The following is a 13,853-nucleotide window of genomic DNA, read 5'->3' as shown; positions in this document are numbered from 1 at the left end:
CTTTGTTTGATATGTGTAAAGCAGCCGACCCACTAATGGAAATTAGCGGCATGCGCGTTACTCAAAAAGCAGGGGGCAAAAATGGTAGTTGGCAACGCGATTAATCCAAACGATGTTGTATCTAGCGCCCAAAATGTAGAGTTATTGTTTTTTGGGCAACTAAAAGAGCGGTTAAAGTGCAGTAAATTAAGTCTTGAGATTACGCAGCCGCTTACTATTTCAGAGCTTAAATTAAAATTAGTGAGTCAATACCCGCACTGGCAACCGTGGCTGGAAGAGCGTGAGCTACTTGCAGCGCTTAACCAAACTATGTCATCAAGCGACGAAATAGTGAAAGCAGGGGATGAGCTTGCCTTTTTCCCGCCGGTTACAGGTGGCTAATGAGCATACATATTCAAGTACAAACCGATGATTTTAATGTAGGTGACGAGCACAATACGCTTTGTAGTAATAATAAAAGCGATGGCGCTGTTGTCACCTTCACAGGTTTGGTAAGAGAGTTCAGCAGTGGCGATAACGTTATTGTACTTGAGCTTGAACACTACCCTGGTATGACCGAGCAACTCCTTCAATCTATTGCAGAGCAAGCACAAACTCGCTGGCAACTGGCGCGAATATCTATTATTCACCGCGTTGGTTACTTAGCACTTGGCGAGCAAATTGTATTTGTAGGCGTAACGTCCCGCCATCGCCAAGCCGCGTTCGAAGGCGCACAATTTATTATGGATTACTTAAAAAACCACGCCACGTTTTGGAAAAAAGAGCACTTTAAAGACTCATCAAATTGGGTTGAGTTTAAACAAAGTGACAAACAAGCGCTGGATAAGTGGGAAAAGTGATGCAGATATTTCATTACTTGTGCTCTACAGAGGTTATATAGCTCTCAGTTTGCGTGTGAAGTCTGCGTTTTTCGTGTTATAAATCAGCAATATTAGATTGTTAGCTCGACCCAAGTCTGGAAGGCATATGCGCACATCAAAAATGTTATATTTTACAATATTATTACTTGTTCTACTTTCAGCTTTTCTTGCTGTATGGGTATATGATTTAAAAGAAGGTAAAGATTTACTGAGCTTTACCATATCAACAGTAAGCTTTTGTATAGCCGTATTAGCTTTATTTATTACTGTTAGAACATATACATCAATTGATAGTGTAAATAATATTAGCAAAATGGAAGGTAACATTTTAGATAATGAAAATTACGTAACCTCACTTCCAGAGTTAATTAACCAGTTTAAGTCCCAAAATGAAAATACACTAGAGAAAGAAATTTTTGACTCTATTGAGCATAAACTAAAAAAAGAGTCAGAAACCGCCGTTCTTTTTGCCGATACCCTTCAGTATATAATTGACCTAATTGTATTATTTCCAGCTGTTTTTAATGCATCAGAAACTAACAAAGTACTTTATAAAAAGCGTATGGATACAATTTTGTCAGAAGTTGATAGGCGCTGTGAAATATTGCACTCGGTGAGTAAAGGTAATTCAATTCAAATAACGGAAACGATAAAGCTATTTAAAGCTGTTGTGTCTTACCAAAGTTTTGTAGCTGATGATAATTTTAATATTCATGCAGACTTACTTCATGTGAGAGGTCCAATTCTTCGTAATCCAGTTACAAAAACCATTTACCATAATTACCTAGGTTTGTATTACAACAAAAAAGGCATGCATTTGCTGCGAGAGTCGCTAAATATGAACTCTGTAGATATTTTGTCGATTGATGGTTTAGAGCTGGCTCAAAAAAATATTAATACCATAGAGCCATCAATACTTGAAGAAGTAATTATGTATCTTAGATCTGCCGCTGAGCAGTTCGATAAAGCACTTAAAGTATCTAGCGAAGATGTTATGTGGCCTGGTTTTATTAATTACAATAAAGCACGTACGGTATATTTTCTAGCTTTACTATCAAATAGCGAACTTAATTGGTTAGATATTCTCGACGAAGCAATAGAGTCTCGCAGCAGGTTAAATCGACTAATTGACGAAATTTTAATGATAGACAGATCAAAATCAGCCAATATTGTTAGCACACATTTAAGAGAATTTTTTCTATATCAAGAAGAGTTAGCACGTACAGTAAAATTGAATATTTTACTGTCGAATAATCTAACCAGACAAAATAATGCACCTATTATATATAAAGGGATTAATATCACTGATATATCAAACGAAAAACTAACTGACTTATTTGTTTCAATACAAAAGTTTTCTACAGTTAGTATTTATCAAGAAAAAATTATAAGTCGACTTAAGAATAACCTCGCTGTGACAAACTAACAAAGCTTCAGCGAGAAAGTAGGGGATATACTATTTTTACGGCTTTTTGCTCATCATAAAAAAGCCACTTACCTATGCATGAAAAGTCATAGCAAGAATAAATGGCTCTTTATTAAAATGTTTTTTGGACTGAACTTATTTTATTACACTTTTCCAATGCTCAAATCAGGCATTAAATTGAGCCTGTTATGGATAGCATGATGGATGAAAGATAACTTAGTTCGCACCGCTTGAGTTAGTACAAATGGGTAGGCATCGGCAAGTCCCATGCTGCGATTTAGTGAATTTAGAATGATCGAAAATTCCATCCAAGTATCTAAAATAGCATCAATCGATGTTTGTGAATTAAAGTAATATGCACTTTGTGGCAATCTAAGCTCGTCTGCTTCATCTAATTCAAACTCATTACCCGTTGTTGAGCCTGTAATTGAAAAGTTTTTGGCTGTTTCTAAAGTATCGATAATATGCATGTAATGCGCCCATGTTTCCGCCCAGTCTTCATAAGGGTGCATAGTAGCGTATTCACTGATAAAGGTTTCATGCCAGTTAGCTGGCGCGCCTTGCTTGTAATGAGTATCGAGCGCTTGCTGGTAATCTAATTCGTCATCACCAAAATATTGCTTACATAAAGCATGTTTTTTTGATGAATTTGCGATTAGTTGATCAAAATAATAATGACCAAGTTCATGGCGAAAATGACCAAGTAAAGTACGGTAACGCTCGCCCATTGCTATTTTAGCTTGAGAGCGTGCTACGTCGTCTGCCTCGGCTAGATTTATAGTGATATGGCCACAGTCGTGTCCTGTAAATACAACGTCTTGACCTATAATAGGGCTTACAAAGTGATCGCTTACGTTACGGTCTGCTATAAAATCGAAGCTTAATCCGCTCTCAGGTTCTTGAATCGTGGTATTTAAAGGGAGTGATAATGATTTTAATGTATACAAAGCGCGACGTTTTGCTGTCTCCATTTTTTTCCATAATGGAATATGTTCAACAATACTTAAATCGGGCACCGTTTCATTAAAGCGGCATGAAAAACACAGCACTTCGGCTTTATCGGCAACGGGTATAAATGTATCTAAATTAACCATACCATTACAAACGTGGTACTGAGCATTGTTATCACATTTTTTATAAAAAACGTCAGGCGCTTCTGCTTTGTAAAATAGACCCGATTGTTCATCAATTTCATAGGGTTCAACTTGGTCGAACTCATCATCTATACCAACGGTTCTGCCACAAGCCAAACAATGGCTGCTTTCAAAAAATAAAATAAGTTGTTCTGTGCAATTACATTTAAATGTTTTCATATGTTACCGAATAAAAAAGAGACCGTATAAACCACTTTTATTGAGCGTTATGCTATTGGAGGATAGTGGTTAAATCCTTTTTAAAAGTTCAGACTTTTTAATATTAAATTCATCATCACTCAACGCATTTGAATCGCGTAGTTGTGCTAACTTTTCAATAATTTGAAGTGTTTCGTCTACCGAGTATTGCCCCGTTGTATTATTAACAGGTGCTTCAATTTGGCTAGGCGTTAATAATGCAAAATTGGGCTGCGTTACTTGCTGTGTAAAGTCTTTTTGTGGTTCTGGAGTCGTTGGCGTTTGCCCTGAAATTAATGGCAGGGTATTTACATTAATTGTCCCCCACTGACTGTTAAATGTAAGGGAGGTATTATTGCCTTGCTGTTGGCTTACACCACCAATATTATGATCTAACGTGTCGTATACGCTCACTTGTCCATTTAATTCAACGGCTAAGCGATTAGGGAATATAGCGTAGCGAATATTATTTTGCGCACCACTGCTAAATGGGCTGCCTAGATTACCTGGCCACCACTGATTGCTGCCAGGCGATCCTGCAGGAATAACCGGAAATATTTGGTTATTGCTCAATATATTAGCAAGTTCGTTGCACAAGTTATCAACGGTTGATTTTAAACCGTTGTTAAACATGTCGCCAACCATTGTCATTCCGCCACGCATCCATTGACCAGAACCACCAAGTTCTGGGCAATTAAACTGTGCCATTGAGCAACCGCCGTTATTAACGCTAACTAACATGTGAATTACTGCATCGTGACTGAGGTTATAACGAGATGCTATACCATTAACTAAGTTTTCACCGACATCTGTTAGCTTTTGCATAAGAGAATATCCTATTAGGTAGATTGGGTTGATTTAAAAAATCTTAAATACGCTAGGGCGTGTTGTTTTTTGGGATTGAAATTTGTTCAATCTAGGGGCGATTTAATCGCGGCGCGAGGTTTGTAACCTAGTGGGCTAAGTAAAAACCGAGCAACAAAGAGTCAATCGTCCCTAGAAAGAACCCAGGGGCAGCGCATGTTTGGCATTTATGCTGCGTTATCGCCTATGTATGGGGAACAACCACACATCATAGACTCTGCCTTGCTTAAATACCAAACACACTGCTGCAAATTCAACCACCAAAGAACAATACGCCCTAGTGCTGCATTACCTTTAGCTTTGATGATAATGAAAAATTAACAGGTTAGTGAGGTGTGCTGGTTTTTCAAATTGGACGTGTTCTGTTTTGTTTGAAATTAAAACACACCACTGCAAAACTAATCTTTAAAGTAAGCATCTATGTATTAAAAGTTGCTTGTTTTATGTCATCGAGATTGTTAGTTTTACTGTAACGTAAGCGGTTAAAAATCGATCTAGTATAGCACCGTTACTTACTTTAACAGCAGCTTTATTGTGAACTATTTCTTACTATTTAATGATTATTTTTAATGATTTTTAAACTCTAAATAAATACTTTTAATTATAACCGTTTAGCGTTATAAATAACGGAGTAAGTATTTTTAAAAATTAACTTTATTTGTTTTATTTCAATATTTTAAATTAATTAGCTTTAATTGTAAGTTATTTTAAAGCACTATTTTGGTGCATTTTCTGCACCATTAAAAATCTAAAATTGATGGTTTAAATTACACTAAGTTTACTATTTATTAAATAGGTGTGTTTTTCCTATTAATTAGGTCAAAACCTTTATGCATAACGTTGCTTTGTGCAAGAGCCGCGAGTGGATGAACAGTACTACTTAAGCAAGTCTTTTGGTATAAAAATTGCACAAGTGAATTAGTCCAAATAATATTTTCAGCGTTATATTGTGGCCATACATTATTAAAGGGGAATTAATAGATGACAATTACAGTTGGGATTTCGCACCATACTCAGTATAAATACGACCGGTCAGTTAATATGGGGCCGCATATATTCCGATTACGTCCAGCGCCACATAGCCGTACAAAAATTAAAAGTTATTCTTTAAAAATAGTTCCAGAAGATCATTATATAAATTGGCAACAAGACCCTTTTGGTAATTACCAAGCGAGGGTGGTGTTTAACAAGCCAACTACCGAATTTAGTTTTACAGTTGATTTGGTCGCCGAACTAACGGTTATTAATCCTTTTGATTTCTTTTTAGAAGATTACGCCGAAAACTTCCCGTTTGTTTACGATGCTATTTCAAAGTCAGAACTCTCTCCTTATTTAAAAAAACGCAAAGCCAGTCCAAAATTTAAAGAGTTAATTAAATCTTTAAACCCTAAAGAGCCGCTTAGAAGCGTTGATTTTTTAGTCGCTGTTAATCAAGCTATTTATGAGTTAGTTGGTTATGGCATTCGTTTAGAACCTGGCGTACAAACACCGAACGAAACAATAAGTAAAAAAACAGGTTCGTGTCGTGATTCTGCTTGGTTGTTAGTACAATTGTTTCGTCATTTAGGGTTGGCATCTCGATTTGTATCGGGCTACCTAGTACAGCTAACCTCAGATCAAAAATCACTAGATGGCCCAAGCGGTCCAGAAGAAGACTTTACCGATTTGCATGCATGGACCGAGGTGTATATTCCGGGTGCAGGTTGGATAGGGCTTGATCCTACCTCGGGTTTATTTGCTGGTGAAGGTCATATTCCATTGGCGTGTACGCCAGAGCCAAGCTCGGCAGCGCCGGTAACAGGCGGCATAGACGACTGTAAATCTGAGTTTAGCTTTTATAATAAAGTAACGCGTGTACACGAAGACCCACGTGTTACTAAGCCGTATTCTGAGGCGCAGTGGGCGGCAATTAACCGCTTAGGTCAGCACGTTGACAATGTTTACAATGAAGAAAACATACATTTAACTATGGGTGGCGAGCCTACGTTTATTTCTATTGACGATATGGAACATCCTCAGTGGAATACTGATGCCGATGGTAAAGAAAAAAGAATATTAGCTCAAAATTTATTTGTAGAAATGAATAAAGTATACACAAAAGGTGGCTTTACTCATTACGGACAAGGTAAATGGTATCCGGGTGAGCCATTACCACGTTGGCAATACGCATGTTATTGGCGCAAAGATGGTGAGCCTTTATGGCAAGATGCTGCACTATTAGCCGATCCTAATAAAGATTACAAATTTGATCATACCGATACTAAAAAGTTTGCTGATAAACTGTGTGACTCACTTGGTCTTGAAACCAAGGCACTTACTACGGCTTATGAAGATATTTTATATCACATGTGGCAAGAAGCCTCATTACCTACCGAAATAAAGCCAGATCAACCAGAGCTTCTTCATGCAATGAGCCGAAAAGGCTTTTTAGCTAAAATGGATAAAGGCATAGAAAAGCCTGTTGGCTATGTTCTACCTTTAAAATGGAACGATAGTAAAAACTGTTGGCAGTCGTGTACGTGGGAGTTTAAACGGGGTCATTGTTTTTTATTACCGGGTGAATCACCACTTGGTTATCGCCTACCTTTAGACAGCCTTGAGTGGAGCGGCAATATTATTGACCGCGACCCGTTTGATATTCCAGAAAATTTTACCAAAGCTAAAAAGCTTAAAAAGGGCTTTATTGGTAAAGAAATGGTTAAAACTGCGCTTGTCATGGAAGTGAGAGAGGGGCGTTTATATATATTTATGCCACCAACAAGTCATTTTGAACATTACATGGGTTTAATAAGTAGTATAGAGAGTGTGGCTAAAGAACTTAAAATGCCGCTTGTTATTGAAGGCTATAGCCCACCTAAAGATAGCCGCGTAGAAAAATACGCTGTAACGCCAGATCCAGGTGTTATTGAAGTAAATATTCATCCTTCAACATCGTGGGATCAATTAGTCAGTCGAACCACAACGCTATATGGTTTAGCAAAAGAATGCCGATTAGGTACCGATAAGTTTATGGCAGATGGTCGCCATACTGGTACTGGTGGTGGTAACCACGTAACGCTTGGTGGCGAAACACCTGATCAAAGCCCATTTTTACGCAGACCTGATATTTTAAGAAGTTTTATTACCTATTGGCAGCATCATCCTGGTTTGTCGTATTTGTTTTCGGGGCTTTTTATTGGTCCTACAAGCCAAGCACCGCGAGTGGATGAAGCCCGTGATGAAGTTTTATACGAGCTAGAAATTGCTTTCTCACATATGCCCGAAGGTGAGGTGCCTGAGCCTTGGTTAGTTGATAGGTTACTGCGTAATTTATTGGTGGATTTAACGGGTAATACACACAGAGCAGAATTTTGTATAGATAAGCTCTATTCACCCGATTCAGCCACAGGTCGTTTAGGGATTGTAGAATTTAGAGGCTTTGAAATGCCTCCACATTCACAAATGAGTTTAGTGCAAATGCTACTGTTGCGTACTTTACTTGCTTGGTTTTGGAAAAAACCTTACCACAAGCCATTAATACGTTGGGGTACTGAGTTACACGATAAGTTTTTATTACCACAATATGTAGAAAACGATTTAGCTGAAGTAAGCCGCGATTTACAACAAGCAGGTTTTCAATTTCAGTTAAGTTGGTTAAATCCATTTTTTGAATTTAGGTTTCCGGTATGTGGCACGCGAGAACTTGATAACGTTACACTTGAGCTTAGAACCGCAATCGAGCCTTGGCATGTACTAGGCGAAGAGGCAAGTGCGTCGGGTACGGCGCGCTATGTAGATTCGTCATTAGAAAGAGTGCAAATAAAAGTACAAGGAGTAATGAGCGATCGCTATGTTGTAACGTGTAATGGTCGAAGAGTGCCGCTTAAACCGGTTAAAGGTAAAGCAAAAGATGAAATGGTCGCGGGTATACGATACAGAGCTTGGCAACCACCTACAGCGCTTCACCCAACTATTGGCGTACATGCACCATTAGTTTTTGATTTAATCGATACGTGGGAAGGACGTTCAGTTGGAGGCTTTGTATATCATGTGAGCCATGCTGGTGGGCGTAATCCTGAAACGCTACCGGTTAATGCATTTGAAGCAGAAGGGCGCAGAGTCGCAAGATTTTGGGAGCATGGGCATACACCATCTTTACTTGCATCAGCAGAACCAAGCTGGAGCCCATCGGCGGTTACGCATAGTTTTCAGTCGGCGCAAAGCGCAAGTGAATACGTGGTACCTGATGAAGAAAGTAGTAATCCTGATTATCCAAATACCTTGGATTTACGCAGGCAGCCTAACTTTAAATAATAATTGATAGTTGTGTCATTCCACTTTGAAATTATTTAAAGTGGAATGACTAAATATTTTTAAAGCATCATTATGAACACGGCTATTTACTATAAATTGGAGCACTTTCAGCTTGTATATTAACAATAACGCGATGCCGGAATTGCCTGAGTGGTTGTCTTTATACCTTGATAAATCACATGGACATGATGAACTAGCAAACCACAGTGGTTTAAACCCAGACCATTGGGATACTTTATTTAAGCGTTTAGCTAGCCTAACAGCAGATGATGTTAGTAGCCGCGCTACAGAAATTAGCCAATTACTACAAAATGGCAATATTAAAAATGAAAGTAATAAGCAATGGCACTTCGACCCGTTGCCTTTTATGTTATCAAAAGCTGATTGGACCTTGCTCGAAGAGGGAATAAAACAAAGAACCCTTCTATTAAATAAAATTCAGCAAGATATTTACGGTGACCAAACTCTATTAGTTGATGGCCATATTCCTGCAAAGCAGCTTTTTCAAGACCCTAATTACTTACGCGAAGGTTTTAGTTTACCTAGTAACGAATTAACACTTTTTTTTACAGCATTAGATGTTTACCGCACGCCAACAGGCGAATTTAAAGTATTAAGCGATCATTGCCAGTGCCCGCTGGGCTTAGGGCTATTAATTAAAAGCCGTATTATTGCAAGGCGTGTAATGGCTGAAGAATTTGCAGAATGTAATGTTCAGCAAATTAAAGAGTTTTTAAACCTATTCCAAGAGGGTATTAATGAATATACCCACTATATGGATGACCCACGCATTGTAATTCTCACCCAAGGAATTGATGACCCTAACTACAACGAGCATGCATTCCTATCTACCTACTTTGGCTACACATTAGTACAAAGCGCCGACTTAACCGTACGTGGTGGTGACGTTTGTTTAAAATCGTTACAAGGCTTGGGTAAAATTAATGTCATTTTACGCTGGGTTTCTGATCGTTGTATTGACTCTTTAGAGCAAACTGAATATTCACTTCATGGTATTCCGGGCTTATTACAATCGGTACGACAAGGGTCGGTTAAGGTTTTAAACCCGTTTGGTAGCGGTGTGCTCTCGTCACCTTCAATAAAGTGCAACTTAGAAAAGTTATCGCAGCAAATTTTAAAACAACCGCTGTTATTAGGTGAGCCAAATTATTTAAGTGTAAAAGAAGCGCAAGCCGTTGATTGGAATAACCTCGAACTACTATCTGCTATAGACCCTACACTCAAGTTAGATGGAGTGTTAGACGAGCAAGAAATAAAGCTACTTATTAGCAAAGAACCCGATAATTACTTTTTCCAAGAAAAACCTTCTTTTAGCAGTGCACCATTTTGGCATGACGGGCAATTAATCTCCAAGCCAGTGGTGTTTAGGTGTTATGCATTAACCACTGAAAATGGCGTAGAAGTACTTCCTTCAGCACTGTGTTTTTCGAACGAAAAAAGTAACAACCCAAGAGTATCTGGTTGGATCAAAGATACATGGATAAATACAGCCGATAGAGTTGATTTAGGCGAGCATAATCCACCGGTGCCAATTAGAAAAAGAATGGATGTAACGCTACTCGAAGGGGTTATTTCGAGCCGTACGGCTGAGCACCTTTTTTGGTTGGGCCGATACTTAGAACGCTGCGAAAACACCATACGTATATTGCGTATTTTTATAGACAAGTACACCGAATTTTCTGTTTACCCAGATTCAATACGAAAAAGTATAGTTGCACGGCTTTCTAATGCCATTAGGTCGCAATATATTGTTTATCCCTATATAGAACCTGATTTAAAACTAGATGGAATTGATGTAAATCTGTCTAAAGAAACTGCCTTTCAACTCCTTGCAGACGAGCAATGCGCTGGCAGTATTATTAATACATTAAAGTACATTGCTAATGCGTCGGTGCAAATTCAAGAATTACTATCTCATGATAGCCGCCGAATAATTGATGATATTAATGAGCAAATTAAAGTATTTAAAAATGTAAATATTAATATCCCAACGCGTGCAATGCAAAGCAGCCTAGATAGAGTTATAGGCTCAATTATGGCTTTTAATGGCTCGATTACAGATTGTATGCCAAATAGTAACGGCTGGTTTTTACTCGAAATGGGCAGAAGAGTAGAGCGGAGCTTACAAATAACATCACTAAGTGCGGCTTTATTAACCAAAGAGTTAGACGAGCCCGAAGAGCTTGGCTTACTTGAAGCAGTGCTAAGTTGCCAAGTTAGTTTAGTTACGCATAAGCGCCGATACAGAATGTATCAAACCATTGGTACAGGGCTTGAGTTATTACTTTTAGATGCTGAATACCCACGTTCTTTATTATTTCAGTTAGAGGAAATTAATAAGTTGTGTAAGCATTTACCCACAAAACGCAGACAAGGCGTAATTGCGGCACACGAAAAAGCAATTTTACTGTCTAAAACAAGTTGCTATGTAACTGAGAAAGATTACCTACAAAAAAGTGAAAATGGGCAACGTAACCAGTTAATCGAATTTAACCATAATACGCGTATGAACTTAGATACATTTTGTGATGTATTATTACTACAGTATTTTTCTCATACCCAAACGGCAAATAAATTGAACTGGACTAATATTGAGCAAGCTCAATCGTGAAATATAAAATAAAGCACTCGACTACATACAACTATTCAGACTTTGTTAGTTTGTGTCAAAACCAAGCGCGATTAACGCCAAAAACGAATCGCGGGCAAATATGCCACAGTAGTCGTGTAGAAATTGAACCTACACCGACTTACTTACAAACATTTACTGATTATTTTAATAATCAGGTAACAGCGTTTGAAATAGCAATACAGCATAAAAAACTTAAAGTAACGATGATCAGCGAGGTAGAACTGTTAGTCGGCGCTAATAGCAATTTAGAGAGTGTTGATATTGCTTGGCGAAAAGTACGTGATTTATTGGTTAAACCAAATACGGCGGAATTATTAAAAACGTCTGAATTTGTACTACCTTCACAGCTTATTCCAATAGATAAAGGAATTAAGGAATACGCATTAATTTCGTTTGATGCACACAAAAATATAATTTCTGCATGCAAAGATTTAATGGCACGGATTTTTCATGAATTTCATTATGATCCTGGTTTTACAACAATTAGTACGCCTTTGAGCACTGTTTTTGCACAAAAAAGGGGCGTTTGCCAAGACTTTGCACACTTTGCGCTTGCATGCTTACGCAGCGTGGGGTTAGCAGGTCGATACGTAAGTGGGTACATAGAAACCATGCCGCCAGAAGGCGAAGAAAAGCTAGAAGGTGCAGATGCAACTCATGCATGGTTTGCGGTATTTGTGCCAAACTTTGGTTGGGTTGATTTTGATCCAACAAATAATGTTTTACCACGCGATCAGCATATTACTCTAGCCGTAGGGCGAGACTTTTCTGACGTAACTCCTTTAAAAGGAGTGGTATTTGGTGGCGGTAGTCAATTGCTTGATGTAGCGGTTGATATGATTCGAATGGAATAGCAGTTTAACTACGTCATATATGATGATGGATAAGGTGAAAGAGTGTATGAAAATTGATTGGAAAGCGTACCAAACAAAAGGTTTCTTTGATGAATTAATTGATGCACAAGGAAACGTTAGATCGCATGGAACACAATTAGCACAATTTTTTGCTAATTTATCAGCAGAAGAATTAGTAAAAGCCAGAGCGGTTGCTGATTTAGCAATTAAAGAAATGGGTATTACTTTCACGGTTTACAACGAAGGTAATATGATTGATAGAGCCTGGCCGTTTGATATTATACCGCGTACCATTGGCAAAAAAGAATGGCAAAGCGTAGAGGTTGGTTTAAAGCAACGTGTTGAAGCGCTTAACCTTTTTATAGATGATTTATACCACGACCAAAAAATAATAAAAGATGGTGTTTTTCCAAAAGGGTTACTAGAAAAATCAGTTAACTTTCGCCAGCAATGTGTGGGAATAAATCCGCCAAATAAAATATGGGCGCATATCTGTGGCTCAGATTTAGTACGCGATGGTAGCGGTACAATGTATGTGCTTGAGGATAACCTGCGTGTTCCTTCAGGTGTATCTTATATGCTTGAAAATCGCTCTGTAATGAAGCGTGTATTCCCTGAATTATTTGAGCAAGTGTCTATTTTACCTGTTGATGATTACCCCTCACAATTATTTGATATGCTAGCGGCAATGTCGGCTCGTCCACAAGATAAACCAGAAGTTGTGGTACTTACGCCTGGGGTATTTAACTCAGCTTACTTTGAACATTGTTATCTTGCCCAAGAAATGGGTTGCGAACTGGTAGAAGGACGGGACTTAGTTGTTGAAAAAGATGATTGTGTATACATGAGAACAATCACAGGGCTACAACGAGTTGATGTTATTTATCGTCGTATTGATGATTTATTTTTAGACCCAGAAGCCTTTTTACCAGAATCACAACTGGGCGTTCCTGGTTTAATGCGTGCTTGGTCTAAAGGCAACGTTGCTTTGGTTAATGCACCAGGTGCAGGTGTTGCTGATGACAAAGTAGTTTACGCCTATGTACCTGAGATGATTAAGTACTACTTAGGTGAAGAAGCTAAACTTGCAAATGTCCCAACGTTCAAATGTTTAGATCCGAAAGAATGCGACCATGTGATTAAAAATATCGATAAGCTTGTTGTTAAACCTGCAAATGAATCTGGCGGATATGGATTATTAATTGGTCCTAAATCGACGAAAAAAGAACAAGAAGCGTGTATTGCTCAAATTAAAGCGGACCCACGAAATTGGGTAGCTCAACCAACATTAGATTTATCAACAGTACCAACATTTGATGGTAATAAACCAGATGGGCGACATACCGATTTAAGACCGTTTATTTTATCATCAGGTAAAGATACGCAAGTTACCACTGGTGGATTAACGCGTGTTGCTATGGTTAAAGGCTCTTTGGTGGTTAATTCATCACAAGGTGGTGGCAGTAAAGATACTTGGATTGTTGACGAAGAGGCTAAATAATATGTTATCAAGAGTAGGCGAAACTTTATATTGGGTATCTCGATACATTGAGCGCGCGGAAAATGTGGCTC

The 13,853-nt window shown here is 38.3% G+C and carries 9 protein-coding genes and 1 pseudogene; 8 read left to right on the top strand and 2 right to left on the bottom strand.

All coding sequences use genetic code 11. From position 1 onward, the window contains the following. The 4 genes and pseudogenes from moaC to L652_RS0112310 form a co-directional block, all read left to right on the top strand. Positions 1 to 104 (top strand): annotated as a pseudogene (moaC, locus tag L652_RS1000000124570) (cyclic pyranopterin monophosphate synthase MoaC); the annotation flags it as partial. After that, entirely contained in the window at positions 82 to 381 is a 300-nt protein-coding gene (locus L652_RS0112320) for a MoaD/ThiS family protein (protein WP_024603480.1), read from the top strand. The pseudogene moaC and the gene L652_RS0112320, both read left to right, overlap by 23 nt. Then, positions 381 to 839, top strand: a complete 459-nt coding sequence (gene moaE, locus L652_RS0112315; protein WP_024597454.1) for a molybdopterin synthase catalytic subunit MoaE — start codon at positions 381 to 383, stop codon at positions 837 to 839. Before L652_RS0112320 ends, moaE begins: the two co-directional genes overlap by 1 nt. A gap of 127 nt (positions 840 to 966) precedes the next feature. Next, positions 967 to 2,286, top strand: a complete 1,320-nt coding sequence (locus tag L652_RS0112310) for a hypothetical protein (RefSeq protein WP_024597453.1) — start codon at positions 967 to 969, stop codon at positions 2,284 to 2,286. 143 nt (positions 2,287 to 2,429) lie between these two features. Here the strand turns inward: L652_RS0112310 and L652_RS0112305 are convergent, their stop codons facing one another. Continuing rightward, on the bottom strand, positions 2,430 to 3,599 hold the full coding sequence (locus L652_RS0112305; RefSeq protein ID WP_024597452.1) for a putative zinc-binding metallopeptidase: 1,170 nt from the start codon (positions 3,597 to 3,599) through the stop codon (positions 2,430 to 2,432). Between the two features lie 69 nt (positions 3,600 to 3,668). After that, positions 3,669 to 4,442: an SHOCT domain-containing protein gene (locus L652_RS0112300; RefSeq protein WP_024597451.1), complete on the bottom strand. Its 774-nt coding sequence runs from the start codon at positions 4,440 to 4,442 to the stop codon at positions 3,669 to 3,671. A gap of 1,020 nt (positions 4,443 to 5,462) precedes the next feature. Between L652_RS0112300 and L652_RS0112295 the strand changes: the two genes are divergently transcribed. The 4 genes from L652_RS0112295 to L652_RS0112280 all read left to right on the top strand — a co-directional run bounded on the left by L652_RS0112295 (position 5,463) and on the right by L652_RS0112280 (position 13,782). Then, positions 5,463 to 8,774 (top strand): transglutaminase family protein, encoded by a 3,312-nt coding sequence (locus L652_RS0112295; RefSeq protein WP_024603479.1) that lies wholly within the window; start codon positions 5,463 to 5,465, stop codon positions 8,772 to 8,774. Between the two features lie 112 nt (positions 8,775 to 8,886). Continuing rightward, positions 8,887 to 11,406 carry a circularly permuted type 2 ATP-grasp protein gene (locus L652_RS0112290; protein ID WP_024603478.1) on the top strand — a complete coding sequence of 840 codons (2,520 nt, stop codon included), beginning with the start codon at positions 8,887 to 8,889 and terminating at the stop codon, positions 11,404 to 11,406. Then, on the top strand, positions 11,403 to 12,281 hold the full coding sequence (locus tag L652_RS0112285) for a transglutaminase family protein (RefSeq protein WP_024590933.1): 879 nt from the start codon (positions 11,403 to 11,405) through the stop codon (positions 12,279 to 12,281). The genes L652_RS0112290 and L652_RS0112285 overlap by 4 nt, the downstream gene beginning before the upstream one ends. 46 nt (positions 12,282 to 12,327) lie before the next feature. Next, positions 12,328 to 13,782: a circularly permuted type 2 ATP-grasp protein gene (locus L652_RS0112280; protein WP_024595285.1), complete on the top strand. Its 1,455-nt coding sequence runs from the start codon at positions 12,328 to 12,330 to the stop codon at positions 13,780 to 13,782. Positions 13,783 to 13,853: the final 71 nt, after the last annotated feature.

This window comes from Pseudoalteromonas sp. TB25, from assembly GCF_000497995.1.
GTDB classification, from domain to species: domain Bacteria; phylum Pseudomonadota; class Gammaproteobacteria; order Enterobacterales; family Alteromonadaceae; genus Pseudoalteromonas; species Pseudoalteromonas distincta.
The sequence above is the reverse complement of the archived record's forward strand: the minus strand, read 5'-3'. Positions and strand labels throughout refer to the sequence as shown.

Bases quoted from the DNA above. Each gene is read 5' to 3' on its own strand.
- L652_RS0112320 (WP_024603480.1), top strand. From the start codon at position 82: ATGGTAGTTGGCAACGCGATTAATCCAAACGATGTTGTATCTAGCGCC.
- L652_RS0112295 (WP_024603479.1), top strand. From the start codon at position 5,463: ATGACAATTACAGTTGGGATTTCGCACCATACTCAGTATAAATACGAC.
- L652_RS0112310 (WP_024597453.1), top strand. From the start codon at position 967: ATGCGCACATCAAAAATGTTATATTTTACAATATTATTACTTGTTCTA.
- L652_RS0112305 (WP_024597452.1), bottom strand. From the start codon at position 3,599: ATGAAAACATTTAAATGTAATTGCACAGAACAACTTATTTTATTTTTT.
- L652_RS0112300 (WP_024597451.1), bottom strand. From the start codon at position 4,442: ATGCAAAAGCTAACAGATGTCGGTGAAAACTTAGTTAATGGTATAGCA.
- moaE (WP_024597454.1), top strand. From the start codon at position 381: ATGAGCATACATATTCAAGTACAAACCGATGATTTTAATGTAGGTGAC.
- L652_RS0112280 (WP_024595285.1), top strand. From the start codon at position 12,328: ATGAAAATTGATTGGAAAGCGTACCAAACAAAAGGTTTCTTTGATGAA.